Origin of the sequence: Candidatus Lokiarchaeum ossiferum (genome assembly GCA_025839675.1) — an archaeon.
GTDB lineage: Archaea > Asgardarchaeota > Lokiarchaeia > Sigyniarchaeales > Promethearchaeaceae > Lokiarchaeum > Lokiarchaeum ossiferum.
Map to the genome: position 1 here is coordinate 5,665,651 of CP104013.1, position 24,256 is coordinate 5,689,906.

General features: G+C 30.7%; 19 protein-coding genes and 1 pseudogene. 11 read left to right on the plus strand and 9 right to left on the minus strand.

Annotation, left to right across the window (positions count from 1 at the left end; translation table 11 throughout):
• The first annotated feature begins 29 nt into the window (after window positions 1-29).
• A complete protein-coding gene (locus tag NEF87_RS24160; RefSeq protein ID WP_457917844.1) occupies window positions 30-3,917 on the plus strand; it encodes a PAS domain S-box protein in 3,888 nt (1,295 codons plus the stop codon).
• A 135-nt stretch (window positions 3,918-4,052) separates the two neighbouring features.
• Window positions 4,053-4,988, plus strand: a complete 936-nt coding sequence (locus NEF87_RS24165; RefSeq protein WP_457917845.1) for a hypothetical protein — start codon at window positions 4,053-4,055, stop codon at window positions 4,986-4,988.
• A 180-nt stretch (window positions 4,989-5,168) separates the two neighbouring features.
• On the opposite strand, the gene NEF87_RS24170 is transcribed toward NEF87_RS24165, so the two are convergent.
• Window positions 5,169-5,744 carry a manganese efflux pump MntP gene (locus NEF87_RS24170; protein ID WP_457917846.1) on the minus strand — a complete coding sequence of 192 codons (576 nt, stop codon included), beginning with the start codon at window positions 5,742-5,744 and terminating at the stop codon, window positions 5,169-5,171.
• Between the two features lie 678 nt (window positions 5,745-6,422).
• Complete coding sequence (locus NEF87_RS24175) at window positions 6,423-7,619, minus strand: amidohydrolase family protein (protein WP_457917847.1); 1,197 nt, start codon at window positions 7,617-7,619, stop codon at window positions 6,423-6,425.
• 293 nt (window positions 7,620-7,912) lie between these two features.
• Between NEF87_RS24175 and NEF87_RS24180 the strand changes: the two genes are divergently transcribed.
• The 3 genes from NEF87_RS24180 (at window position 7,913) to NEF87_RS24190 (ending at window position 10,256) form a co-directional block, all read left to right on the plus strand.
• Complete coding sequence (locus NEF87_RS24180) at window positions 7,913-8,500, plus strand: AAA family ATPase (protein ID WP_457917848.1); 588 nt, start codon at window positions 7,913-7,915, stop codon at window positions 8,498-8,500.
• 225 nt (window positions 8,501-8,725) lie between these two features.
• Entirely contained in the window at window positions 8,726-8,980 is a 255-nt protein-coding gene (locus NEF87_RS24185; RefSeq protein ID WP_371804101.1) for a cold-shock protein, read from the plus strand.
• Between the two features lie 499 nt (window positions 8,981-9,479).
• The gene (locus tag NEF87_RS24190) at window positions 9,480-10,256 is read left to right on the plus strand and encodes a hypothetical protein (RefSeq protein ID WP_457917849.1); all 777 of its coding nucleotides are present in this window, start codon (window positions 9,480-9,482) and stop codon (window positions 10,254-10,256) included.
• A gap of 610 nt (window positions 10,257-10,866) precedes the next feature.
• Here the strand turns inward: NEF87_RS24190 and NEF87_RS24195 are convergent.
• From NEF87_RS24195 to NEF87_RS24210, 4 genes are all read right to left on the minus strand, one after another.
• Complete coding sequence (locus NEF87_RS24195; RefSeq protein ID WP_457917850.1) at window positions 10,867-13,341, minus strand: FG-GAP repeat domain-containing protein; 2,475 nt, start codon at window positions 13,339-13,341, stop codon at window positions 10,867-10,869.
• Window positions 13,338-13,889, minus strand: coding sequence for a hypothetical protein (locus NEF87_RS24200; RefSeq protein WP_457917851.1), 552 nt, complete (start codon window positions 13,887-13,889; stop codon window positions 13,338-13,340). The genes NEF87_RS24195 and NEF87_RS24200 overlap by 4 nt, the downstream gene beginning before the upstream one ends.
• Before the next feature lie 266 nt (window positions 13,890-14,155).
• Window positions 14,156-14,497, minus strand: a complete 342-nt coding sequence (locus NEF87_RS24205; protein ID WP_457920146.1) for a GNAT family N-acetyltransferase — start codon at window positions 14,495-14,497, stop codon at window positions 14,156-14,158.
• Window positions 14,498-14,563: 66 nt separating this feature from the next.
• Complete coding sequence (locus NEF87_RS24210) at window positions 14,564-14,884, minus strand: hypothetical protein (protein WP_457917852.1); 321 nt, start codon at window positions 14,882-14,884, stop codon at window positions 14,564-14,566.
• A gap of 811 nt (window positions 14,885-15,695) precedes the next feature.
• Between NEF87_RS24210 and NEF87_RS24215 the strand changes: the two genes are divergently transcribed.
• Window positions 15,696-16,043, plus strand: coding sequence for a hypothetical protein (locus NEF87_RS24215; RefSeq protein WP_457917853.1), 348 nt, complete (start codon window positions 15,696-15,698; stop codon window positions 16,041-16,043).
• A 448-nt stretch (window positions 16,044-16,491) separates the two neighbouring features.
• Here the strand turns inward: NEF87_RS24215 and NEF87_RS24220 are convergent, their stop codons facing one another.
• Complete coding sequence (locus NEF87_RS24220) at window positions 16,492-16,839, minus strand: hypothetical protein (protein ID WP_457917854.1); 348 nt, start codon at window positions 16,837-16,839, stop codon at window positions 16,492-16,494.
• Between the two features lie 22 nt (window positions 16,840-16,861).
• A complete protein-coding gene (locus NEF87_RS24225; RefSeq protein ID WP_457917855.1) occupies window positions 16,862-17,110 on the minus strand; it encodes a hypothetical protein in 249 nt (82 codons plus the stop codon).
• Between the two features lie 124 nt (window positions 17,111-17,234).
• On the opposite strand from NEF87_RS24225, the gene NEF87_RS24230 reads away from it, so the two are divergent.
• The gene (locus NEF87_RS24230) at window positions 17,235-18,842 is read left to right on the plus strand and encodes a HEPN domain-containing protein (RefSeq protein ID WP_457917856.1); all 1,608 of its coding nucleotides are present in this window, start codon (window positions 17,235-17,237) and stop codon (window positions 18,840-18,842) included.
• A 156-nt stretch (window positions 18,843-18,998) separates the two neighbouring features.
• The gene (locus NEF87_RS24235) at window positions 18,999-19,772 is read left to right on the plus strand and encodes a hypothetical protein (RefSeq protein WP_457917857.1); all 774 of its coding nucleotides are present in this window, start codon (window positions 18,999-19,001) and stop codon (window positions 19,770-19,772) included.
• Between the two features lie 3 nt (window positions 19,773-19,775).
• Here NEF87_RS24235 and NEF87_RS24240 read toward each other — a convergent pair whose 3' ends face one another.
• Window positions 19,776-20,324: an AlbA family DNA-binding domain-containing protein gene (locus NEF87_RS24240; RefSeq protein WP_457920147.1), complete on the minus strand. Its 549-nt coding sequence runs from the start codon at window positions 20,322-20,324 to the stop codon at window positions 19,776-19,778.
• A gap of 8 nt (window positions 20,325-20,332) precedes the next feature.
• Between NEF87_RS24240 and NEF87_RS24245 the strand changes: the two genes are divergently transcribed.
• The 3 genes and pseudogenes from NEF87_RS24245 (at window position 20,333) to NEF87_RS24255 (ending at window position 24,220) form a co-directional block, all read left to right on the plus strand.
• Entirely contained in the window at window positions 20,333-20,629 is a 297-nt protein-coding gene (locus NEF87_RS24245; RefSeq protein ID WP_457917858.1) for a hypothetical protein, read from the plus strand.
• Window positions 20,630-21,154: 525 nt separating this feature from the next.
• Window positions 21,155-22,066 (plus strand): annotated as a pseudogene (locus NEF87_RS24250) (HD domain-containing protein); the annotation flags it as partial.
• The gene (locus NEF87_RS24255; RefSeq protein WP_457920148.1) at window positions 22,055-24,220 is read left to right on the plus strand and encodes an ATP-binding protein; all 2,166 of its coding nucleotides are present in this window, start codon (window positions 22,055-22,057) and stop codon (window positions 24,218-24,220) included. The pseudogene NEF87_RS24250 and the gene NEF87_RS24255, both read left to right, overlap by 12 nt.
• Window positions 24,221-24,256 lie beyond the last annotated feature (36 nt).

The following is a 24,256-nucleotide window of genomic DNA, read 5'->3' on the forward strand; positions in this document are numbered from 1 at the left end:
ATAATTTCAAATAAGGAGGGAATATCTAATTGAATACGGAGTGGAGATTAAACAATATCGACCCTAGTATTTTCGAAAATATGGGCAGTTTCGTGTTCATTTACTCTCCAAAAGGAAAAATTCATTATGCAAATTCTTTGGTTTCTCAGCGATTAGGGTATTCTTTAAATGAGATTGATAGAATGTGGATTTATCAATTTTTCTTTGATGAAGATAATTCAAAACTCATAGATTTATTTTGCTCTCCCCTTATTGATGGAGAAATCCGATCAATTAATAAGCCTTTGAAAAAAAAAAATGGAAAACTGGTCCACATTGAAACGTGGTTATCTTTAGTCCGCAAAAATTCTCAAGAAGAACCATCGATATTGGCTGTTGGAAGAGAAAAAACCTCACGAAATGCTGAAGAAGTGTTATCAGAGCGAGAGACTGAATACCATGAAGAACGCTTGATGCTTGGTAAAATTATTGAAAATAATCCTTTCGCTATAGCTATTTTTGATGCTGAAGGTTATTATTTACATAGCAATCAGGCTTATAAGAAGATGTGGGAATGTGAACCTCCTGATGATTATTCTATTTTTACTGATCCTATAATAAAGTCTCAAGGTCTTCTGGACGGTGTTAATCGCGCGATATTGAACGGGGATGTTTATCATTCTGATGATGTTTACTATAATACACATGAACTAAATCCAAATTTGCCCAACAAGGAGATGTATATTCGAGCGACCATATTTTCAATTTTTGATGCTTCTGGGATCTTAAAATATCCTGTATTTCTCTATGAAGATGTAACCGAACGGAAAAAAGCGGAAATCGCCTTGTCTGATTATCAAGATCATCTGGAAGCTACAATTCACAAACGTACTCAAGAATTAGAAGCAAAACACTTTCAATTACAAGAAAAAATTGTCAATGAACAGACTATATCAAAAATTATTTCCAGATTTACGGGGGAGTATAATCTTGAGAGTTCAATTGAAAAATCCCTCGCTGACTTGGGAAAATTATATCAAGCAGAGAGAGTTTTTTTAACTCATATAAATTGGGATAACAAAACTGCTTCCACTAAATATGAATGGGTGAGCCAGAAAAACCTTTCTATTTTAAGTAGTTTTAGTAATGTTCCATATGATGAACAAAAATGGTGGCATCGCCAGTTATCTGAACACAATTTCATAAATATACCAAATTGTGACTTATTACCTGAAGATGCCCAATTTGAACGCGATTTATTCAAAAAAGGACAAATTAAGGCCGTATTCGCGTATGGGATTAAGAGGCAAAATAAAATTATCGCTTTTGTTGGTATTAATAAACCAAATCCCATTACAGAGTGGTCTTCTTCAGCATTAACATCAGTAAGTATTTTTGCTGAACTTATCAGCAATATCTATGAAAAAGATGCCATAGAGAATGCTTTGATTCAAGAACGGTGGCAATTGAACAATATTATTAAATATAACCCTTATGCTATAATAATATTTGATAAAAAATTGAATTTCTTAAGAAGTAATGATGCACTCCATCAGTTGATAGAAACTGATGTAGGATTGGATTATTCCGTTTATGATGATGGCAATTTTAAAAACCGTGGTCAATTAAATCAATGGTATCAGCAATTAGCTGCAGGAAAAACTCTTCATATTCCAGAATTTAATCTAAATCCCAAAAATACTCATCCTGATTTAATAGATAAAAATATTATTCTTAGGGCTGTTGCTTTTCCAATTTTATCTCAAAATGGGGAATTAGATTCAATTGTCGTTATGCTAGAAGATATTTCCAAGCAAAAAAATGCCGAGATTGCTCTTAAAAAAACGAAGCAATACTTCCAAGAAGTGATTGAAAATTCATTGGATATATCCTACCGATTAAATTTCAAAACGAATAAATATGATTATATCAGCCCAATCGCGGAAAAAATAACCGGACTTCAACTTCAAGATGTATTGGTGGATGAATATTATAAACATACTAATCAAAAGGATCTTCGTCGAAATCAAGAAGAATTGGCGGAAATTCTGAAAAATTCTGATTCCTTGGCCGTTTCTCATACTGCAGAAGCAAGATTTCATTGTAAGGATGGGAAATGGATTTGGTTAAGCGATCGATTTACTTATTTTAGAAGTGAAGATGGAACTCCTCTTTATAGTATTGGGACAATTCGAGATATTACACAAAAAAAAGAAGATGAATTATCACTTATAGAAAGGGAGCATAAATTCAGACAGTTAGTGGAACATTCTCCTTTTCCAATTGTCCTATTAAGTCGATCAAATCTCGTCGATTACATTAATCCTGAATTTAATATTACTTTTGGATATTCAATTGATGAAATTCCCACTGCAGAAATTTTATTTGAACGTACTCTTTCGAATATGGATTATAAAAAAGATATGTTGTACACATTTCTCCACGATACTAAGGGATCTATGACTCGTTTAATTCCTCCAAAAAGGTATTTGTTTCTGTGTAAGGATTCATCTGTTAAAAAAGTCATCCTTAGATTATCAATTTTAGACTCTGGGTTAAAATATTTGATCTATGAAGATATAACGCAATCGGCTGAAATGATGGAAAAACTTTCCAATTCCGAGATGTTGTATCGTAGCGTGGTTGAAACATCAAATGAACTTATTTTTATCCAGTCAATTGATGAAAAAATTGAATTTGTAAATAAAGCCACATTGAATAATCTCGGATATACAAAAGAAGAATTTATGGCTCTTAATCTCGGTGAATTAATTCATCCTGATGATTTCAAGCGTGTTATGTCTGAATTGAATTCACTTACAAACAATATATCTGTGAATTCTCTTGAATATCGTGTAAAAAAGAAAAATGGCCGTTATCTTGAATTATCTACAAATGCTGTTCCGCTACATGATGCTTCAGGAAATATTACCTCTTTTCTGGGTGTAGCTCGAGATATCACCGAATTGAATAAAGTTCAGAAAACTCTCAGAGAACGGGAATTACAAATTCAATACTCTAATGTAATTTCTATGATTTCTTCAATGTTGGTTCCGGATTCTGCAAATACAAGCACCAAAATTGATGGGATTCTACGTACTTTAGGTAATTCAATAGGTGGCTCCTTTATTTTAATCATGAAGCATAATGGTCATTTTCATCAAAATAAATACCATATTGAAGGAAGTTGGACTGCTTCAAATTATAACTTAGTTCCAGAACAAATTGAAGAATTCTTTTCTGAAGGACTCTTGGATACTTATGCTGAATCGGTACCTCTGAACATATTTGCTACGATGAATTCTGCAAAATTTTCTCCAAAACTTAAGATTCTCGCAGATAAATTAGATATTGCTTCTTTATTATTACTTCCTGTATTTATTGGTAAGGATCGCTTCGGCACTATGATTTTGAATTCATCAGACATCGATCGCGAATTTAGTCAACGTGAAAAATCATTATGTCTAAATGTTGCTATGTTGGTTGGTTTAGGTTTGAAAACGCAATATGATCGGCAGATTATTAATAGTTTTTTCGATGCTTTGAGTGTGTTGGGTGTTGCAATCTTTATTCTCCAAGAAACAAAATCAAAGCAATACAAATTTTATTATGCAAATAATTATTACTGTGAGATGACTGGGTATTCAATTGAAGAGTTACTTGCTTTGGATTCTTATTACGATATTTTTCCAGAAAACAAAGAGAAAATTAAGATTGATTTTGTTGAAGCTAGAAAAAAAAAAACTCCATTACCACAACAAACGCATATGCAGTTCCAAACTAAAAATGGAATTGAACCAAAATTAGTTTCGCTTCAATATGGAAAAGTGGAAAATATACCTGCGATTTATGGAATCTTGTTTCCTCCTGTTATGGATGAGATCATGACAGCCGAAGGGTTTTATAAGAAATATCATGAATTATATGGTAATAAGTAGAAGGTTTTAGCTTTCCTTAGGCCATCATATGGTCATCTGATTAAAGAAATTAAGAAAGAAATCTTTAACTCTAATCTTGTTACCAAATTTTATCATATTGATAATTAATTAAAGTTTGAAGAAGAAATATTATTTATGTCACCAAAAAAGATCTCTCCTGACAAAATGGAAGAGATTTCACATTTTTTTTTCAACTCTGCTAGAGAGATTGAAAAAGCACAATTCAAGTTTACTTTTCTTAATGGTTCTGCTAATTCTGTTTGTAAAGCTCTTGAACAGTACCAAAATGCAGATGGAGGGTTTGGTCATGGCCTAGAACCCGATTTCAGATTACCCCTCTCCTCTCCAATGGCTACTAGCATCGGTTTAAGAATTCTTGATTCCTTGCCAGAATCTCCAAAAAAACGAGAAATGATTTCAAAAACGAGTGATTTTTTATTTGATTCCTATAATCCTGCGCGAAAAGGATGGTTTGCTATTAGGAGTGAAGTTAATAATTATCCCCATGCACCTTGGTGGAAATACGATCCAGATATAAATATGACCATTATTGATAAAAATTGGGGCAATCCAAGTGCAGAAATTCTTGCTTATCTTTTAAAGTATAAAACTCTCATTTCTCCAAATATGCATAAGATAATACCGGATTGTGTTGAAAAAGCAATAAACAATATTGTAAACAAAGTAGAATTTGGTTCCGAAAATGAAATTTTCTGTTATCTTCATTTATTTCCCATCCTCGATGTTGAAGATCAAGAAACTATAAGAGCTAAGTTGAGTTTAGCGATAAATAAACTTGTTATTCTGGATGATTCTCAATGGAATCGTTATGTTCCTCAACCACTTGAATTTTTTCCATCCCCTTCTAATGAGAGGTTTTCATTTCCTGAAGAGCATATTTCTCACAATCTAGATTTTCTAATTGAAAAACTCTACAAATTTGGTCATTTTTCCCCTACATGGAATTTTGATTACCCATCAGATATGAAAAGTGTACCCGATGAATGGAGTGGGCAATTAACCTTGAAATACTTAAAAATTTTGAAGAATTATGGTAGGATAGAATTTTAATGAATTAATCTGGCTTAAATACACAAAATTTTTTTTTTATATCATATTTTCAAACCAGGAATAAGGATAAACACTCTTATTCATTATGATGTGAATAAGATAAAACATATATAATCCGTTCTCCCATTATGATATTAATTCTTGGATAAATATCCACTCCAGAAAAACAAGTTTGTTGATTTAGAAGAATTTAGATGCCCAATTTTTGATTCCAATTAAGATGAAAAATAATCCGGTCATGACCTTTACCCAGAAAAGATTCATTTTTGATTTAATACCCCCAACATAAACTCCTATTATCGCAAAAAAGAAGTTTATAGTCGCCAATAGAATAAAAAACATAGCAATTGAAAAATCAAGTTGAGAATAGGTAATACCTATTACACCTTCATCGATACTCCCCAAGATTCCGATTAAAATTAAGATCCAAAAAGAAAAAATGTTTTTTTCTTTTAGTTTTTGCTCATTTTCTCCTTCTATGGCTTCTCTGATTATCCAAATTCCTACGAATACAAATGCAATCAATACTAGCCATGAACCGATTTTTAATAAGAGATCTGTCAAAATAATTCCAACAAACCATCCAAGGAGTGAGATAATAATCGTGGAAATAGTAAATGCTCCAGCAATACGAAGCGAAAACAACAATTTCTTAACTCTCGATTCTTCAGTTTGCATTATTGCAATAGCGAATGCAAGCGTAAAGTCATCTATACTTAAACCTAAAACAAGAAAAATTAGTGTGAACACATCCATTTTTTCAAATAGTGTATTTATTGCTTCTGATTATAAATTTTTGGAAATTGGCTAAAAAGAATGCAGAAGAACATTATTGAAGGGTTGTTTTATTTTATTTTTTAATCTAAATAGAGGAATATTCACTTTTTCGATAAATTTTCCATTATTCTAAGTAAGACAAGATTGTACACAATAGTTTTGTTTTTAAACCTTCTTCTTTTTTAGTTTGGAGATAAAAATCACAAAGCTTACAATCACTTTCCCCCCATCTTTCCATCAAGTATTCCATCAACTTCTTTTTGCATTGCAGCTTGACAAATTCCAAGTTCCTTAACTTAATTTCCACCAGGTGCTCTATTGCATTTTTTAATTTCCCAACAATTCTGTTTGCTGATATATATCCTTTCTTGAAATTCGATTTAATTTGAAACCTTTAAAAAAAAATGATTCATTCTAATAATTATTCCAATTTCTTCTATTTCAATAAATCACCAAATCCGTTTTTGAAATAAGATTGGAGATTTAGTACAATTTTTCAGCATTTTTAAAAAAGAGAATAATAAAAAATCAACTTTTAAATTCGAAAATCGCACTCATTTTTACCTTTTAAAACATTTTTATTCCAAAGCTTGCTTAAATACATAATACAGGGATTCAAATGAAAAAATGAGTAAAATATAAAGATCTGTGAGAGTATTACTCATTTTGAGAAATTAGAATGGGTTCTGGAAAGAGAAAGGATTTTGCATTAGAATAAGCTATTTTCTTGAATTCACTTTCTCCAAGATATCCCCGCAAATCTAATCCAAAATTTCGTTCAGAAAATGCAATTTGATTCATATAGTAATCAGATCCAAAAAGAATTTGTGAAGATATCCTACTTCTCAATAGTATGACTTTTAGTAAGGAATCAAATCGTCTATCCCCCCATTGAAATGATATATCGGTATATAGTGATTTATGCTTTATGAGCATCTCTCGAATATACCAGAACCAATTATTAATAACATCTTCTTGAGGAAAAGGAAACAAATATTTATCGATTTCATCTGCTCCGCCGAAATGTGCCAAACAAATCTTCAATTTTGGCCATCGTTTTAAAAGATGTAAGTAATTAAATGGATGAGAGAAAATAGAGCAAATTTCTTTTCGAGTCATTTTTCTTAAATTCTTTGGATTTATTTTTATCCCACAAGCTTTCAACTTTTGAACATTTTCTTCAATCCGAGCGATTAAGACTTTTTTTTTTTCTTGAGAGTTAATTATTCCTGACGAACAATGTGTTATCACAGGAATTTCATTCTTCTCAGCATAATCATATAAATAATCAAATCGTTCATCCCAAGGAAAATACCCTAAGGGTGGGTAGAGTTTAATTCCATGAAAATTTCGTTTCTCGATCCAATATTGGACGAAGTTCTTTAGTGCAAGTTTAATATTTATATTGGAAGTATTTTCGATAGTTTCACCATTTTCTTTAAGAAATTCTCGCCTTCTTGGATCAACACAGAGAAATGGTAGAACTAAATCCTTATAATCTTTTTTTAAATTGATCAATTTTTTGAGTTGAACGTGATATTTCTGAATGGGTTTTCCTGCTCCCATTGCAGCTAGATCCATAGAAAGAACAACAAAAGAAGTTCCAGGGGCATAAAACTTGATTGCATGTTCAAATATCTTCCGAGAAGATAATCCTCCTATTTCTATAAATCTCGCAATTCTTTCTCTCTGATCGAGTCTGGATTTCTTTTTTTGAGACCATCTATTGATTAGACGATCAAACCTTTTATTTTGGTAGATTATTCGTGCAATCCCTCCAAATAATTTCCTTGGGACACATGCTGTTTCAAAAATATGGATGTGACAATTATATATAGAATAATGATTAGACATATTTCTAGATCTATATGGGATTTCAATGCTTTTTAATCCATATCTTAAATCTAATGAATAATAATTCTATTTTTAACTGATATCATCTAGGATTTAAATTTTTGTTAATATTTTGAAAAAAAAGGTGTGGAAATATCAACCAAATCTGTTTCCTATGAAACTTGTCAATTTTGATTTTTTTTCAGTTACAAAAAAAAAGAGGTGAAGAAAGAAATTTACGTCTCTTTCATTTCATTATCGACACCTAATTCTTTTTCACAAAATTTAAGGATGTATAAATCTATGTAAAGTGCATGGTTTTGATTTTTCTTATTGGACCTCCTGCTGTCGGTAAAATGGCCGTTGGACAGGCCTTGGCTCGTTTGACTGGCTTTAAATTGTTCATTAATCATGATACCATTGAACTTATCCTCAAATTCTTTAATTACGGAACTCCGAGTTTTAAGAAGTTAGATTACCAATTTAGGATGAGCATCTTTGAAGAAGTTGCAAAGTCGGATCTTTCAGGATTAATTTTTACCTACGTAACTGCGTTGGATGAGCAATCACGTGAAGCAGAAAAGGTGTATTTGGAAGAAATAACTCATATTTTCACATCTCAAAATCGGAAAGTTTATTATGTGGAATTAGAAGCTACCCTTGAGGAACGTCTTCGGAGGAACAAGCGCTCTTCTCGCCTTAAAGCAAAACCTTCAAAGAAAAATATTCCTGAATCTGAGAAACGCCTTATTCAAATGAACAATAAATATATATTAAATTCAAGCAGTGAAAACCCTTTTCATTTCTCTCAGAACTTTTTAAAAATTAATAACACCAATCTTTCAGCCGAAGAAGTGGCTCAAAAGATTCATAATTACTTTGGTTTATCGAACAAAACCTAAAAATCACTATGTCTTTTTTGTTTTATTTCGAAAGATTTACAGAAAATTCTTCTATCTCTCAAATAGCTATTTTACTAAAAAAAAGGGAGAAAAAACAATAAGTTTTAGTTAAATAGTATATTTAAATAATTAGGTAGGAAGATAAATTGGGTTTCGATTCGATTTTTGTTTTTATCAATTTGTTTTTGACGAAGTCGAAACAAAAAAAAAAATAAGTGAATTAATATGGCAACAGGTTCTGTTAAATGGTTCAATAGCTCTAAAGGCTTTGGTTTTATAACTCCTGACGAAGGAGATAAAGATGTATTTGTACACCACAGTGCAATTGTGGTAGAAGGCGATGCTTTCGCTAGTTTAAATGAAAATGATAAAGTAACTTTCGATTCCGTGCAAGGCGAAAAAGGAATGGAAGCTAAAAATGTCGTCGTAACTGAAGCTGCCCCTTTTCAACAACGAGAACGACGAAGTAATCGTTATTAAAACGTAAAATTTCTTTAAACTTTCGTTATTTTTTATTTTTAGTAATTTCTTTTATTTTCTTTAGTCATTTATGGATAGAACTTCTATTTTCCCTAGCTGTAAATCGATATGATTCGGTAATATAGAGTGAACATCCGTCCAAGCCATGCATTATGATATTGTATAAATAAGCAAAATAATTGGCAAGTTTAATATTCCACCCTTCAATTTTTTAGAATAGTCTTACATCCTCATTGTTTTTGACTTTTTGAGGGTCTCCTTCTACTCTGTGAATTTTTTTCCTGAAATATCAAACCCTAAGACCAAATCGTTTCAAAGTTCAATGATTTCTCATATTGGCACATAAATCCTCAATATGTGAAATGATTCTAACCAAAATAGCGATTTTATTAATCAATATAATAGAATTGGGTGATTTAGTCACAAAACGTTTATATACTCATGTTAATATACCATTGTTGGTCTATATTATTTGGATGAAAATTAAAATGGTGATTGTATGACAGAAAAAGAGAGCGTAGAAGGTAATATACCTGAAATTCAAGATATTTCAACCTTAAAACTGCTAATTTCGAATCCAAAGGCGGTTCAAAAGGAAAAAAATCTTGCCTGTCAGAAGTTGATGAAAATTAATACCCCCGAAGCTAAATCCATTTTGGTTGATTATTTTATCAAAAGTATCAAGCTGTTAAAGAAAAAAGAAGCAAGTCGCGATGTTGATAAAAGACGTGACAATTACTTCATTGATTTAATGAAAACCGGAACCAAAAAAGCGGCCGAATACATTTATAAAAATAAAAGACTATCTTTATTTGAATCAGAAAAAAATTTTGCATATTTGGATGATAAAGCTCAAGAAATTATCATTCAGAAATTCATGAAAGAATATTATGGAAAGAAACCATATCTCCCTCCTTCCTTGTTTAATTATTGCGAAAAAACAGATTTTAAATCACGTAAACAAGTATTACAAGCCCTCGCGGATGGTTTTCTCAAGAAAAAGTATATTCAATCAAAAAGCCCTGAGTTTAAATATATTTTAAAATATCTTAATGATGAGGATTTTTCATTCAAGCAGGAAGTTTTAAAAAAAATGAAATCCTGGCTCGTTCATGAAGTTTTAGCCCTAAATATTGACAAAGCTATTGGCTTAATCAACCCCAATGATAAAGCTCTATTTGAAACTTTACAATATCTCTATCAGAAAACCGACTTTAAAGACAATCTCGCAATAAAAGAAAAATGGACTTTACTTCTAGAGAAATTTGCAACATAGTTTCAATACAAATCAATTCTAACTTTTTTCTCTTCATTGATTTCAAATAGATGCTGATTTCTTTTAATTTGTCAGTCAGTAGGCTATTTTCCCACTATTTTTTGAGAAATGCTTAGATACATTTTCGTTCTGATTCAACATTCCAACTAAGATATTGATTAACAAAGATCCATGGAAGATACTTGACCTAGATACTTCCTAATCCCGCTCCAAGGGAATCAAGGTGCATTACGAACAGGGATGACAAGCCTTTTTTTGATATAAGCGGTGGTAGGATCACATAAAGTTACTATTGTTCTCCAGAATCTTCAGAATTGGCAAAAATGAAATATTAACCGCAATTACATTTTTATCGGGAGTCTATTAAGCTTTTATCTTAAGCAAGCAGTAGAAACATCCTTGGGGAATGGATGCCTAAGCATGCCTTTGATATCATCTGTTTCTTTTATATTTTTTATGATAAATCCATTTTAAGGCAAAAGAAAGGGAAAAATCAAATCTTGAAATATTTATCTCGATATAAACGCGTTGTAGGTGTTAGGAAAAAAGGTTAAAAAAATAAACAATTAAAGTAAAACCAATAATTAACTGGAATATTTGGGTAAGATTACTATTTTTTGATTTTACTCAATTTTGAAATTAAGACAACTATGGGTAATGCAATTGTTGCCATCCAAACTGAAAAGGGTGCAATATTTTCTGAGATGGCGTTAATTGGTGATGGTATGAACACTTTTGCACCATCAACCCAGTAATTTATCACTCGATAGCGAACTCCATTGGTTCGATTCACATCATATACAAATAATCCAAATGAGTAATTTAAATCTGACCAAGTATCAGCGTTTTCAATATCCCCAATACTTCCTTCAAATTTGGTTGAATTTCCATATGTTACCGTGAACCCGGTAGTTTCACTGCTTCCTGTTGATTGCTGATAACCATTTCCCATAACCAATCCGAAATTTGTCGTTTCAGACGAATGTGTTCTAGACATTCCTGATCCCATTTGTGCTGAAATATCAATTGAAATTGTATTTTGTGCTGTTCCTTGCCCCACAGTTTGTGTTGTAGAATGCCAATTTGTAGGTGCAATGCTCCCCACATCTGATATTGGATGATAGGTCCATGGTTGGCCAATTGTGTGGTTAAATGTTTCAGAACCTATTTGCGTTGCATTGGGGTAAGCTCTATTAAACCAACTGGCCGTTGCTTTATAAATAAGAGGTAATTGGGGTATCCCAATACAAACAAATGCACCAACTAAGGTTGCATTTGCAGGATAGGTGGTAATTTCATATTCATAATTTTTGTAAGTTGTCACTTGAAATATCACTGCATTATCAGTTGCGCCGGAAGCATACCCTGAAGAAACGGCCACAACTTCTGTGACAGTTTGTGTTTCAGCAAGAGCTTCTTTTACTAGACTATTTGTTCCTAATTCGACTCCCAATTGCGAAACTTTAAAACCTGTTAGTGCACTAGCGGAAGTTTCGACAGTGTTCTCAGATGATGATCCATATGACGTTTTATCCCCATATGATGTAAAACTATGTTCTAAATTCTGAGAGATTCCATTATAAGTGGGAGGGGCGGCCATCACCATCATAATACCTGGGGGTGTTTTTTCTTCCCAATTCACCCCCGTATAATTTAAAACTGCTCCATCACCATCAAAATCACCACAAACTACTAATGGCCAATCATCTGAAACGTGTTCAGTATCCGAATACAATGTTCCAAACGGAATTGATGAATTTGCATCATCTAATACTGTAAATGAAGCAAAACTTCCAATAACTATTTCATCCCGACCATCACAATCGATATCACCTGCATCAAGTGATCCTTTGTTGAAATAGGGAACATCACCCGAGAAAAATAGTTCTGCAAATCCTGATCGTTGATCATCAAGAACCTTGATATATCTGTCCCGCTGATCACCTCCTTTGAATAAAATAATTTCTTCCATTGGATCCGAATCAATATTTGCTCCGATGATGTTGCCAAATCCTGGCATGGCGTAAGTAGTTTTTTCATAAGAAGGAAAATGGAGCGCATCCTCAAATATGATAAAGTTATTTGAATCAGAAACAACAATGATTTCATCACGTTGGTCTCCATCAATATCAATCAATGCTAGGTCTGAGCCGGAAAAGAGAATCCATTGCTCCACTCCAGGTAAACCAATATATCTTAATTCCATAAATGGTGTGGGTGCAATCGCATCATCATAAATCCATATGTAATGATTTCCTCCTATTATAACTGTTTCATCTGCTCCGTCGCCATCCACATCTCCTGTATCTATTTGAGGGCTAAAAGCAAATGCCAAATCTCCTAAATCCCCATCATTCCAGACTAGAGAGTTCATAAATCTATCCTCTGCGATATCATACCAAGTAAGGTTGAAGAAGTCATGAGTGCCACTTTGCCAGGCTTGCAAACGAGCAAATTCATCAATACCGTCATTATCAAAATCTCCAACTGCCAATTTACTTCCTCCGTTGGGTTGATCCACAAAGGAATATTGCCAAGAAATGATATAACTATTGTTTATATTCTTAATAAGAATAACAGTTGAATTTGAAAGGCCCATCAGAATTTCGTCAGCACTATCATTATCAAAATTTCCAGAAACACAATCTTCAATTACAAATCCAGAACCGTACTCTTTTACCTCCGCAAAATTGCTCATATTATCATTCAGAATCCAACCTTGTGCAATAGATGAATAGGAAGGGAAGATGGCAATTTCGTCTAGGGGCATAAAAAGTGTAGATTCTCCTCCAAGAGGATTAGAATAGTCTGAAGCTACTGGTTTTGAAGATTTTGAATGGTAGTTTGCAATTTCTTCTCCTTGATCGCCCCCTCGATATACAATATATGTAGAATTGAGCAAAACCGATTCGGGAGTGCAGTCTAAATTAAATTCTCTTTGGTTATCAAATGATTCATCAGATAATGCTTGTGAAATTCCAAACAGATAATTGGTTGTGCTAAACACTAACATAATTGCTAGTATTATCGAGATCGACTTTCTATTAAATCTTGAGTTATTCACATTTTTTCCTTGATTACTCACTTTTTTGCCCTCCTTTTAGATTTTGGTACTCCCAGTGCCATGATATATGTTCCAGCTGCACAAAAATAAAAACCCATCCATAATCCGATGGAATAAGTTCCAGTTTCAAGTGTTTTATTATAGGTAAAAAGAGCTGATAGTTCGTTTCCTTGGAAAATAAAATTATTTTTGTCAATAATTTGCATGATCAAGTAAATTGATAGTGGAACCGTAATCATTCCTATTGTGCTTCCGATTAATGCGAGTAAACGATTGTTTAGAATACTACTGACAATCCCCAGTACACTCACAATTAAAAACAATAAATATATTAGCAGTGCTAATGTTTCCGAATAACTGTATTCTTGGAGGCCCGTTAAATGTGTAGTAATACTATTGAACGGTTGAATGAATATGCTACCCTCAATTATTGTAGGTACATTTCCTTCAAATTTCCAGAATGCAAAGAATTTTGTGAAGAATCCTCCTACGATTGCCACTAAAATTAGTACAGAGCCAAAAGCACATACTAAATTAATGTTTGTTTTATTTGATTTCTTCTTTTTCATTGTAAAAACCTTGATGATCTCAAATGTTAACTAAAATAAAAGCAATTTTGTTTTTGATATGAAATAATAAATGAGCCATGCACAAACAAGGAAAAAGGTAAAATACCTCCAGAGGAATTAAAATTTGATGAAACAGATCTATTTATTCTTAGACAAATATGTTTTCACTATTTGTTTTATGTCATCTATGAGAAATTGGTAAAAATGGATTTTTATAATTGTTGGACGAATTCTGAAACTTTCTGCTGAATTCCTACTTAATTTTATTATATTTTTAAAATAATTGCCATTTCTTTCCCAAACCGGTCTCGATAATCATAAAATCCCATTTTTGAATAAAATTTATGTGTCGCTACATTTTTAGGTTGATATCCAACCGCGATACGAGTACATTCAGGTAAAGTCGTCATTAGATCGATGAGTTTTTTTAGTGCAATTACTCCCAATCCCTTTCGTTGATATTTTTTATCTATCATTATCCGATAAATCCAATAACTGTCTAATTCTTCCTTGATTGAATTAAACATGGCAAATCCGATCATATTGTAATCTGAATTGATTGCAAAGGGCTTTAATGTGGGTTCAAATTTGGATTGGAGGATTGAAATGGCATCGACTCAATGTCGCATTTCTTTCGCTTTTCACAATAATAATAGAAAATGGAAAATAAAGTCTTAAAATTCATATTTTTTTTCATCTTCTTCTAGTAATTGTTCATCATTATAATTGTCTAAAATTTTCATGTATTCTTCTGAAAATTCTCTACTATACTTTCTTGGATCATAATCATCTATTTCAAGTGCAATAGATGCTTTTTTACTTATTTCTTTTAAAATAACTTTATTACTCTTAATTTCCTTTATGAATAAATCCCATTCGCAACCCAAATGAGGACATTTTAATTCCATATCTTCTATAATTTCTCGCTGAAATTCTTCTTCATTGAAAATAATTTCCCCTTGACAAACAGGGCAGATTCCTGTAAATTGGCTCATTTTGATAAACACTCATTTCTTTTTTTTCAATACTAAAACTTTTAGGAAAATTAAAGAAAATTTGAAACCCTTTGCAATATTTCTCTCTCTGTTTCTTTTTTGTAATTGATCCTTCATTAAACAAGAATGATCATCTATTAAGATATTCAAACTTGATAAATATTGTCTAATTCTCAAAGTGAGTATCTAAATTTATCAAATAATAATTTTTTCCTTCTTTAACTTAATCAATCGTGCTATATCTTTTCACTTCTTTACTTTATACCATTTTTACATCACAAAATACTTTTTTGTCATATAAATTTAAACTTCTATAATTTCATTTATTACTTAGAAACTCAAGAGAATTAGATATGTATGAGTAAAGGAGAATAAAAAGAAGAAACATACAAGGAAGAACGGTTTTTGGAATCTTTCTTTGAAGCATTAATTGGAACAGTCTGTTTCGATTCCAATATTGATAGATCAATATACTTCATCAATTTATTTATCTTTAATTTGCTAATAATACTTATTAGTTTTCAACCTCAAATGTTGTATTACTGAGTATTCAAAATGAACATTACACTGGGATAAAAAAGATCCAATGTTCAAACCCAATCCCTGTTTTGAGTGAATTATGGATGGAAAAATTATACGATTATCCAGAATATTCATTCTGAGATGAAATAATTTGAAAAATATTGTGTATGTTAAGCAACTCTTTGATAATCCCATAATAATCGCAATCAAACACCAATTATAATGTTTCGATAATTAGTACGTGAGATTTTCACAGTATATATTTAAACTCAAAATAGAAATATTAGGCATGATAAAAGATTTTTGGCAAATCACATCAATGTGCTGGAATGATGAACACACGGATATCGTAATTCATGATGTTGAGTATGATGATAAGGATCAAGCTGATTTGCAATTTAAGATCATTCAAGAATTTGAGAAGGCAAATAATCCTAAATATCTCGCTTCACACATGGAAAAAGTGTTCTATTGTGAAATCTGTCAAAAGTACTATTTACAATACATCAGCAGAGAAATTATATTGAATTATAAAGGATTCAATATCCCTATTGTGTATTGTAAACATAATTCTATGGATGAGGTTTTGGAATTATTTGGAAAGAAATTGAACGAATATATGTTTGAGATGCCATAATGCTTCCTAGCATTCTGATTTTTTTTGTTGATAAAAATGAGTACATTCCAAAAATTTGTCAAGCACTTGCTCTTATATTTAAAAGATCTTATTCACGTAAAGATTGAAGATTCTAATTTGAGGACATCCAATGCTATTGATTGAATTTCTCTTCCAAACTTGATCTTTCTTTGAGTGGATGTATTGATGATGCTCCTATCTTTAATCGTTGCGATCTGCATTATTTTCAAATTTATATTTGTTTTACTAGGCAAATGTATTCTAAACTAATTGGAACACTTCATATTTCCATTGAACTCCATAATTCGCCTTTCCTACATTCCGAAATGTCAGATTATGATCACTCGGAAACCAAAAATTTTGCGAACCCCCCGATGTAATGTCGCATTTCTTTCGCTTTTCACAATAATACTGGAAAATGGAATTAAATCTATTGAAAATAAATGATTTATTTTGAATTTATACATTCAGCTAAATAATTTAAAATTTTAACTGCTATTTGCTTTTTTCTAGCGTTTATTTCTTGTATCATGAAGTAATTGACCACTATGTTGAATGAATTTTCTATAAATTCTTCAATTTCAATTATTTCAAAGTTTCTGAACCTTTTTGAAATGAAATGATCAGATATTATATCCTTCAAAATTTTTCCATATGCGATCTCAATTTCTGTTTCATTTTTTTCCAAGAATACCGTTTCCCAGTCTATTTTTAGAATATCAGTAGTCATTTGGACAAAATCAAAATACTTTTCAATTTTTTTGATTTTTTCAGGATCTACTTTTCGAAAATTCATTTCTGAAACTCCAAAACAGCTTTCATGAAAATTGAAGTAATTCCTGCAGCTCACAGTCATATTTCTCAAAATATTTCTGGTATTTTTCAACGTAGGTTTTTTCTGTAATAAGTCTTACATTATACAATATTAAAATACAGTTGAGACATTCAAGCTTAACTGGCATAGGCCAACTTTCAAATGGAGAATCTCGGTCAATCTCATAATTCATTTTTCCTTCTTTACCTAAATCAATGGTAATGTTTCGTTTTTTGTTATTGTTTTCTACCATTTTTACATCACAAAATACTATTTTGTCCTCTTCATTTAAAGGTCTACAAATTCATCTTTTGCTGGGAATTTCATTGGAATTAGATATGTATTTATTTTTGAAAACAATTAAATAAATGAAAAAAATGGAATTAGACAAAATCATCAAGGATCCAGAATTGAAGCATAAATTCTATCAGATTATTGATTCTATTCTTATTTCAGGGATGAAATTTCTGAAGGCAGCCATAAATTCTAAAGAATTCTCAATGGCGGAACAAAATTTCGATGGCATGGATTATTATAATTCTCTTCTCTATAGGAAGAAATTAGTCCTTAGCATAACAACTAATCCAAAAGATGAGAATTCTTCCAGCTCAAATTTGATTTCTATTATCTCTCTCTCTTTAAGCGGACTAATTAAAATATTAAGGGAATATAAAACAGATCCAAAAAATAATTCTAATTGGAGTTTTTTAATTGAATACAATTTATTACCAGAAGAACTAACTACATTCTCCCAACCTCGAAAAATTTTCTTTTCCCACCTAATTATGCGATGTTTTGATCTAATTTTTGAACCTGCATGCATGAACCAAAGTGATCTTGATATCTTATCACTTTTTCAAGATTTATCTTATAATTTTTCCGATTTAGAATCTTCAATTGAAGAAATAATCGATCTAGAATTATCCCACGAATGTATTCTTGAATATTATTATTTTTTTTATGGGATTGGTGTAAATGGGGACATAAAAATCTTTAATCAAGAGTTAAAACAAAAAATTGTCTATCCTACGGATAAAGATCGGGAACTTTTAAGTCGAGATCTTGGAATTCCTCGGGATATTAAAGTCCATAATCGCCAATCTGACTATGAATCAGATAGCTTACTGAGGAACACAACAGGATGGATTCACTCTTCTGTTCGAGTAAAATTGTCGTCTTTGGATAATTCTGATGTAAGAAAATCTCCCCATTTAAAACCTCCAGAATTTAATGAAGAAGGATTACGATTACTTGGATTTACAGGTGCAAACGTTCGATTTTATTGTAGAACTTCTGCAAATTCAAAAATTAATTATTCCATCGACATTCATAATGGATATTGCTCTTCAGGTTCTGGAGGGATAGTTCCAAGATGGATTAATGACACTATTGTTCACAAATGGCATTTTGACACATCCATAACTTTTAATTACGAAATGATCTCCTTTCTTAGTCAATTTGTTGAAAATCGTTTTAATCAACGTAACAACGCATCATTTGAAACAATTTTCGGCAGATTTTATCGGTTTACCAATTTTACCCGGTTTTTTGACAAAATTATTGAATCTTCAATTATTTTTGAGGTCTTATTTCCAAATAGAGAAAGTTATGCCAAGAAACAGAAGTTAGCTAACAGAATTTCAAATATTCTATCCAAGAGTCCAGATCAAAAGCAAGTCATCCAAAATTTCGTTGAAAAAATATATGAAGCAAGAAATAAAATCATTCATGAAGGAGAATTTAACTTAAGATCAGATTTCTCTGAGTTTATTTCTTTATCTAAGGCATCCCAATGTCTTTATGATGTTCTTCGTTTATGTATCCTGCGATTTGTCGATTTTGACACTGAAAAACTTCTGATCAATAATGATGATAGAGTAAAAATTGCTGATAAGTCTCCTAATTTGGAAGAACCTCATTTCTTTAAAGTGGCTCTTCAAGAATTTTGGAATTCTTATCCTTCCAAATTGAAAGATCAAAACTAACAAATCTAGATTATCGAACTCGAAAAATGATTTAGAAGAATAAAAATTAAAATCCAAAAAAGGAGCCATGGGTAGTTATACAAATATCTCAAATAATATATTATTTTGAATGTACCTTTAATAATTAAAACAAAGACAAAATTAGGGAATAAAATTATGAGTTTTCATGACGAATTGGAATTACTGGTTGGGGAGCATCTCTGGCGTATTGATAATTTACGAATTAATTTGACTAATATGGGTGAAAATTACAATAAATTTGTTAAAAATGTGGAAAAATCTTGTTTAACTTCGATTTTACCAAAGAAAAAGAAGAATTCTCTTTTTAAAAAGAAAAAAAGAATTTTTAAAAAAACAATCCAACCTTTAACAATTGAAAATTATAGACAATTCACACAAGATCATTCAAAACAAGATATTTTTGAAGAAATTTATGAAGCAAAAATGAATTATATATTAAAATATCCTAATCATTTGATTGAACATAGTATGGATAATCTTCCAATAAATAACATTATTTACGAAATTGGATTTATATATTCCATTTCTATATTTGAATCTTTTAATCATGCCTTTTTTAAGTTATTACAATCAAGAAGTGAAGATTTTAAGAAAAAAACAAGAAAAATTCAAAAAAGGAATCTTACAAATATTGATAATTTTGCAAAAATCTTGTTGAAGTATGGCAATCTTTCCTTATCTGATTTCATTGCTTGGGGAAAATTAAGGCTGTATTACTACATCAGAAATTTAATCGTTCATACAGGTGGTGTTATTGATATGAATTTTGGTGAAAGATTTCCTCACTACAATAAGAATGTGAATGAAAAATTTAAGATGAGTTATCTTTTATTTGAAAACCAGATATATATTATTTGCAAATATTTTCTTTTCATACAGGAATTAAATTTGGAAGAGAATAGGAAGTAAAATCTACTGTTTCATTATTTTTTTTCTTTGTTCTTGCGTTAGAATATCAGTATGCGATCCAAATCTGTACCACGCTGTTGTCTTTTTTAAAGAAAATGCTTTGGAAAAAGAAACATCTCGAGAAACTTCATATACGGTATTTTTTTCACGAAAAATTTTCAAAATTAGTATATGCTTTTCTTTCAAGTTTAATATTTTAGTTTTGTCTTCTAAAAAAAGAAAATTTACCCCAATTCTTCTTTCAATCTTCAATTCTTTAATATCCTCAAATGTTTGAGCTAATGGTAAAAAATTTGGGATTGGCTCTACGTAGTTTTTAAGAAGATTGGTTATGGTATCTTCAATTTGACCAACATTGCTGATAGAAAAAAACTGATATGTATTTTCTTCTTTCTCTTCAACACCAAAAACAAGATATCCTTCATTTTGATCGCTTGAGTATAAGCCGATTGAATTTAAGATCGCGATTACATCTTTGATAAATTCGTACTTATATTTATCAATTTTGAGATCAAGTGTTTTTTTGTAATCAAGGAGGTATTGATTATGAATTTACAAATATGGAATTATTAAGTCAAGCACTAACTTCAAAAGGGTATTCAAATGAAAATGGAAATTGTCTTTTTAGAGATAGCCTATCCTTATTTGGCGATGAAATTCATAAAATATATTGGCTTTATGAAGGGATTAAGCTTGGATTATCAGAAAGAGGAGAAATATCTAAATACAGAGATTCCTGGATAAATCATGAAGCTCAAGTTGAGGAAGTACGACATCTTTTTTTAGACATGAATATCAAGCCAGAATACTTATTTCGTATGAGTAAAGGAGAATTAAAAAAAGAAACATACAAATAAGAACGGTTTTTGGAAACCTTCTTTGAAGTATTAATTGGAGCAGTCTATCTAGATTCAAATTTTGATAGATCAATAAATGTCATCAAATATATTTATCTTTAATTTGCTAATTATGCTTAATAGTTTTCAATTTCAATGTTGGATTACTGAGTATCTAAAGTAATCATTTCACTGGGAAAAAAAATAGCTGGTATTCAACCCAAATCCTTGTTTTGAGTGAATTATGAATGGATAGTTGGGTGATCATCCAGAGTATTCATTCTGAAATGATATAAGTTGAAAAATCCCTAAATCATTAATCAATAATAGTTCTTTTAATTGATTGAACAAAGAACTTAGGGGGATTTTAGAAGATCCATACAAATCCAAAATATCTTTACTATATCTCCTAGTTATAATTTGGATAATAATTGTCACTTCTTATGATAGTAATTGAGATGATCATCCAACAAATTAGTGTATTAAAAAGAAATAAAGTCGATAAGGGAAAAAAAGGATAGTAAACAAAAAAAATTGGTATTATCAATGCAAATACAAGAGACAAAACTTTGGAATCATTTAAATGATGGAAGGACAAAATTGGAGAAGATTCTTGCTATTAATATTTTACAAATAACTCCCAGTTTGTTGAAAAGATCAAAACTAATAAGGGATACCTTTCCGCATTTCACATTGCACGATGAAAATCATCTTATCAAAGTAATATATATTATGGGAATTTTGCTTGAGGATCATATTCTAAATGAGCTGAATCCAATTGAAATATATCTTCTAATTTTAAGTGCTCTGTTTCATGATCAAGGGATGGTTGTAGAAGATCAAGAAAAACACTCAATTCAGAATTCGATTGAGTATATTAATTCAGTAGAAGTTTGGAAAGAAAATAATCATAACTTAAAATTATCAGAAATTGAAAGAGATTATAAATTTTTAATAGAATATCAAAAAGATATCTCTCCAAAAATTGAAGATGTCTTATATTTTTCACATTTTTAGAATTTTATTCGAATAAGACATGGAGAACGGGTAAAAAAAGTAATATGGGATGAGATGATCTTAAAAGATCCATTTTACATTATTGAAGGTTGTGATATTAGGGCACTATTAGCGAAAATTTGTATTTCTCATTCAAAAAAGGCCTCCGATTTAAACAATCAAAAAGATTATCCATATGATATTCAAATTGGGCATTTCCAAATCAATTCAGTTTTTATTGGAATTCTTCTTCGATTAGCTGATATCTTAGATTTTGATAGAGATAGGACACCTAAAATTATTTGGGATACAATTTCAATTTCTGATACAAAATCCATCAAAGAATGGAAAAAACATCTTTCAGTAAATGGATGGAGTATCAATTCTGAAAGGGTTAGGTATTCTTGTGAATGTGACCATCCAGACTATCAAAAAGCAGTATATGAATTGATGGAATGGATTCGAATCGAACTTGTCCAATGTAATATTCTTATTCAAAATTTCCCTGCGGATTATTCAAAATATCAATTCAAAATCCCACTCCAAGTAGATAATTGTAGAATATTTCCAAAAAATGACTCATATATTTATCATGATCTAGTATTTGAAATTAATAAGAAGAAAATAATCGATCTATTTCTAACCGACCAATTGTATAAAGATCCTTCTCTGTGCATCCGAGAACTGATCCAAAACTCCTTAGATGCTTTGGAAATGAGAAGGTTATTTTTCTTAAGTGAATCTGGAGCTATTTGGGAACAGGGGAAAATTGAACTTAAACATTATTTTGATGATGACGGAAATGAAATTCTTGAATGCGAAGATAATGGAATTGGTATGGATGAAAATGAAATACTAAACTATTTAGTAAAAATTGGTCAAGGATATTATCAATCCTATGAATTCTCAAAAATAAACCATATTTTCAAGAAAAAAGGGTTTGAATTCAATCCAATTGCTCAATTTGGAATCGGTTTTCTTGCATGTTTTATGATTGGCAATAGGATTCAAATAACTACTCGAAAATCATATGGAAGCAATAATGCGCAGATTCCATTGCAAGTCGAAATTGATGGGATAATAAACAGAATTGTAATAAGGAAATTATCAGAAGATATTGAAATTGGTACAAAAGTAAAAATATTTTGCAAGCAAAAACAACTTTATTACCATCCAAGCTTAGAAATAATCAAATTATGTACTACAATTCTCAGATATGTACGAGGAACTAATTTTTGGATTTATTCTGAGTGTTTTATTCCAGAAATTGCTAAAAAAGTTTCACTTCCACCAGGAATAAAATATCATAAAACTCATCTTCAAAAAGCAAATATCGAGCAAATTAAAATCATCGAGCAAGACTTTTGTGAAATAAATTCGAATCTGGAAGGAAAAGTATATGAAACCTTTTTAATTAATGGAGAAAACAATTTTGTTTTAGAAAATGAAGAAGCAAAGTGGATTTTTGATGACAAAGGTCCTATATTGGTCGATTCTGAAAATGAAAAAAAAATACTTTATAAATTTTACGACCATAACGTGCTGATGCAGAATAAAATTCTGTGTTTTGATGGAATTTTAGTTGCTGGTTCTCCAGATGGATATTCGTATAGAGGAAAAGCTATTTTCCCTCCTAGTACTAGTAGCTGTATCATGAATATTAAAAATTCACTGAAAACACAATTAACCCCTAGGAGATTTATTGATGAAAATGCAATAATCAGCAAAAATCCACGATTACAGTACATAATTGAATGTCATAATATCGCTGAAGGTTTAATATGGGAAAAAATAATTAGAAATGCCACTTCTCGACCTAAAATGCTTTGGAAACTTGTATTTATCTATGGATTTGATTTAAAAAATATTAGAAAAGAAATTTTATGGGAATATCTCTATATTCCAGCTTTGGATGATAAAAATAAATTAAATTGGATAAAATTGAAAGAAATTATTATAGAAGGCATAGAAAATGTATCTGTTAGCAAAGGAAATCACTATGTTCGCTTTTACTCGTCCAAATATAAGTATGATTTTCCACATAAGAAAGAGTACTATTCAGTAATTTCAAATGATCCTAATAATACTCTTCTATGGCTTATAATGGGTTTTATGAAGCTATCGTATGATGTAAGTGGATTTATATATAGAATGACAGATGATTTTGATAAAAAGAACATTATTAGCATATCAGATTCCTGTTATAGAAGTAAAACAAAATTGCAAATGTTTTTCCCTCGCTCAATAATCCTTTTTTGTAGTGAATGGCCTATCGAAACTGATTTTAGATCCTCTCTTGCAAATGTTTCTCACCAATTAATTAAGAAGATCCAAGAAATTCGTTATAAAGAGAATTTAACAATAGGAGAAAAGATCGTTGTTTCTCTTGTAGAATTTTTGACAAGAACACAAGTTATAAAGATCCTGAAGTTGAATCACCCAAAACTTACAGTTGAGTTCAAAGAAATAGGCATTCAGTTCAAAATTTTCGAAGAATCCCTAAGTCCGGAATTTAAACCTCCATACAAAATATTAACACGGGAATGCACAGTTTTGGAAATCACACAAGAACATTTCTATTCCTGGGCAGAGTTGAAAAATGAAGAAATGGTCTGATTTCGATTTGAAATCATCATTGACCTTTATTTGACA

Coding starts and splice junctions, on each gene's coding strand:
- NEF87_RS24165 (WP_457917845.1), top strand. CDS start 4,053: ATGTCACCAAAAAAGATCTCTCCTGACAAAATGGAAGAGATTTCACAT.
- NEF87_RS24170 (WP_457917846.1), bottom strand. CDS start 5,744: ATGGATGTGTTCACACTAATTTTTCTTGTTTTAGGTTTAAGTATAGAT.
- NEF87_RS24175 (WP_457917847.1), bottom strand. CDS start 7,619: ATGTCTAATCATTATTCTATATATAATTGTCACATCCATATTTTTGAA.
- NEF87_RS24180 (WP_457917848.1), top strand. CDS start 7,913: ATGGTTTTGATTTTTCTTATTGGACCTCCTGCTGTCGGTAAAATGGCC.
- NEF87_RS24185 (WP_371804101.1), top strand. CDS start 8,726: ATGGCAACAGGTTCTGTTAAATGGTTCAATAGCTCTAAAGGCTTTGGT.
- NEF87_RS24190 (WP_457917849.1), top strand. CDS start 9,480: ATGACAGAAAAAGAGAGCGTAGAAGGTAATATACCTGAAATTCAAGAT.
- NEF87_RS24200 (WP_457917851.1), bottom strand. CDS start 13,889: ATGAAAAAGAAGAAATCAAATAAAACAAACATTAATTTAGTATGTGCT.
- NEF87_RS24210 (WP_457917852.1), bottom strand. CDS start 14,884: ATGAGCCAATTTACAGGAATCTGCCCTGTTTGTCAAGGGGAAATTATT.
- NEF87_RS24215 (WP_457917853.1), top strand. CDS start 15,696: ATGATAAAAGATTTTTGGCAAATCACATCAATGTGCTGGAATGATGAA.
- NEF87_RS24220 (WP_457917854.1), bottom strand. CDS start 16,839: ATGAATTTTCGAAAAGTAGATCCTGAAAAAATCAAAAAAATTGAAAAG.
- NEF87_RS24225 (WP_457917855.1), bottom strand. CDS start 17,110: ATGGTAGAAAACAATAACAAAAAACGAAACATTACCATTGATTTAGGT.
- NEF87_RS24230 (WP_457917856.1), top strand. CDS start 17,235: ATGGAATTAGACAAAATCATCAAGGATCCAGAATTGAAGCATAAATTC.
- NEF87_RS24235 (WP_457917857.1), top strand. CDS start 18,999: ATGAGTTTTCATGACGAATTGGAATTACTGGTTGGGGAGCATCTCTGG.
- NEF87_RS24245 (WP_457917858.1), top strand. CDS start 20,333: ATGGAATTATTAAGTCAAGCACTAACTTCAAAAGGGTATTCAAATGAA.
- NEF87_RS24255 (WP_457920148.1), top strand. CDS start 22,055: ATGGAATGGATTCGAATCGAACTTGTCCAATGTAATATTCTTATTCAA.